1 protein-coding gene and 1 pseudogene are annotated in these 2773 nt (G+C 49.1%); both read right to left on the minus strand.

Translation table 11 applies throughout. The features are described 5' to 3' along the window. Window positions 1–590 (minus strand): annotated as a pseudogene (locus tag G5B31_RS20780) (transposase); the annotation flags it as partial. Between the two features lie 485 nt (window positions 591–1075). Further along, complete coding sequence (locus G5B31_RS20785; protein ID WP_165020097.1) at window positions 1076–2518, minus strand: hypothetical protein; 1443 nt, start codon at window positions 2516–2518, stop codon at window positions 1076–1078. Window positions 2519–2773 lie beyond the last annotated feature (255 nt).

The raw sequence follows: 2773 nt of genomic DNA on the forward strand, positions 1-2773 counted from the left end.
ATCGGGCTTGTCGCGCTTGATCCTTCGCCTGGGTTTGATCCGCAGGTTCAGTTCCAACTCGCAATAGATCCGACGGACACGCTTGTGGTTCCAGGGGTGCCCCTGGACGTTGCGCATATACAGGAAGCATAGCCCGAAACCCCAGGTCCGGTGCGCCTTGGTCAGCCCTTCCAGAAGGGCTGCGATGAACTCATTCTCAGCATCGCGCTTTGGGCTGTAGCGAAAGCAGGTCTCGCTCACACCAAAGGCCCGGCAGGCCAGCGCGATGCTGACCCCCTTCGTCGCCACCGCCTTCTCGGCCAACTCGCGGCGTTGAGCTGGCCGTGTCATTTTTTTCCAAGAGCCTCCTTGAGCAGCTCGGCCTGCATGCTCAGGTCGGCGAACATGCGCTTCAGCCGCCGGTTCTCGTCTTCAAGGGACTTCATCTGGCTCATCATCGACGCATCCATGCCGCCATACTTCGAGCGCCACTTGTAGAAGCTCGCCGTGCTGATCCCATGTTCCCGGCAAAGTTCAGGCACGGCCACTCCGTTCTCGGCCTGACGAAGCACAGCCATGATCTGCGGTTCCGTGAAACGGCTCTTTCTCATTCGAATCTCCTCAGTTCACGCTACGAGAAAATTCTACTTATGCAGCCCCTTAACCTTGGGGAGGATTACCTTGGAACACCGTTATGGGGGAAGCGTACCCGCTCGATCTGGATCACAGTTGTAGCGATGATCTGTGATAGGATCTGGGCATGGAGATTGATCAAGATCGGATCGAAGAGGCCATTCTGGGCGTGATGTGGCTGACGCTACCGATGAGGGGAGGGCTTGGAAGGGCTTTGACTCGGAGTGCTTGGGTCGTCTGCACAAGAAGGGGTTGATTGCCGATCGGTGCTAATGAGTGCCGAGGAGAGAGGTCGTCGGTCCAGCTTCCCTCCACCTTGGCCACTTCCTCTATCCTCATACTATTTCCCAAGACCACTACTAAAGAATGATTGTATGCTGAGCTCGGGTGAAGGGGATTGATGAGCCGTACACATGTAATGACAAAGCTCTGCAATCCTTTTCCAACGTGGAGGGTTGGAACTTTAAGGTCCGCCCTCGGGGGGATCTACTTCAATTCCAAAATGCTCCTTAATCTTTTTCCTGAATACCTCTTCATGTCGCGCTTTGGTAAAAAGCGCCCAAGTTAATAGATTGTGCTCTGTAAGTCCATCATTGATTGCGAGATCAATTAGCTTGCCAAGTTCATCATGCTTCCCCCTAACGCAATTAATAGCCAAGTTGAGGGTGGGTCCGACAATTGCCCAATCTCTTCGCGCGAGGATTTCCTCAACCTTTTCCGTCTTTTCCTTGGCTGGGATCTTCTCATCTAGATACACGGAGAGGGCTAAATTAATGATAGAGTATGCCCTGCTTAGCTCGGTAGCCGGGCTTTTATTATTAAGTATAAACTCGCTGATCCTCCCGGATATTTTGGTATAGCCGGCAACAAGGAAATCATGAGCTGCATCCACTAGTGATGAGATGGATTTGTTTGAATTTTCGGGCTCTAGGTGTTGCCAGACTATGTGCAGTGTAAAAAATCCCATCTGGAACACTCGCGCAAGAGATCTTCTTAGGTATTTTAGGTCAATTGTCAATTCGGATCCGACTTTTGGAATATTTGATTCCAAAAATCCCAACTCCTTCAGTTTTGATATGTATATCTTGTTGACCAGCCCATTCCCATGAGTAATGATATTTCGACGCTCACATATTTCGCCAAACTCCATGAGAGTCTTTTGATCGGGTACCGATAGTTTTAATTTTCCTAGTATAATTTTTATCTGCTCAACATGACTCTCTCTCTGGATGTTCTCTATCTTCTCTTCGATGGCAATGTCTTTCAGCTGCTCTATGTCGATACTCTTGATTACATCGTGAACAGATATCTTCGATTCAGCGGAAATGAAAGCCTCTGGGCGCCGCTTAATAGATATTCTGAGCAGATCGGCGATGAATGCTTCATACTCAGCAATTATTCCAAGAAGCTGTGCACGAATAAATGACTTTTCAGCCCTCTTGTATTGGTTGAGCTGGGAGATTCTCCTGTTCAGCTCATATGTAAATCTCTCATCTATTTCGTAAATTGTTTCTTGTGTGCTTCCGTCTTCGCTGACGATTCTAGTTGATTTTGACGAGTTTCTCTCTGCAAAAGCCGCCACATCCTCTTCTACTTGATGCAGGTGAACATATTGTGCAACACTTCCGTAGAGCGGGAAGGCCTCAATGAAGCCAAGACATGATTGCATCCAGTTAAATGATAGGCGAAGAAATTCTGGGAGATCATCAATGGATTGAGCATTCTCCAGAATCTTCCCGGTTATCTTTATTGATGTGACGAATTCACCATCCCTGGTAATTTTTACTTTATGAATTCTTCGCGCGAGATCGTCGTTTGTAACCGTATCGGATAATATTTCCGCATCCGCAACAGTTTCACTGATCGGATCATCGGTGGTTTCTTCCTCAGTGGGTTTCTTATTCATGGCTGGGATATACCTTCGGAAGGTGGCTCCATTCTAGGTTAGCTCGACGACAACACTGAGGCAAGAAGCTCTACTCGAAAGGTTGCTGTGCTATGCCTCCTTAGCTATTCATCAGATTCTATCCGGTGATGCATGGCCCTCTTGCTCCCGTGAGATAAGGGAGTTGTGCTGGAAGAATTGGTAGCCTCCTCGCCCCCGCATCGAAGGCGGTGGCTTTGCCTCCCGCGAGAGGCGGCCTTGGGCCTCCCATGACTC

This window comes from Rhodobacter sp. SGA-6-6 (genome assembly GCF_011043545.1).
In the GTDB taxonomy this organism is placed as follows: Bacteria; Pseudomonadota; Alphaproteobacteria; order Rhodobacterales; family Rhodobacteraceae; genus Pseudogemmobacter.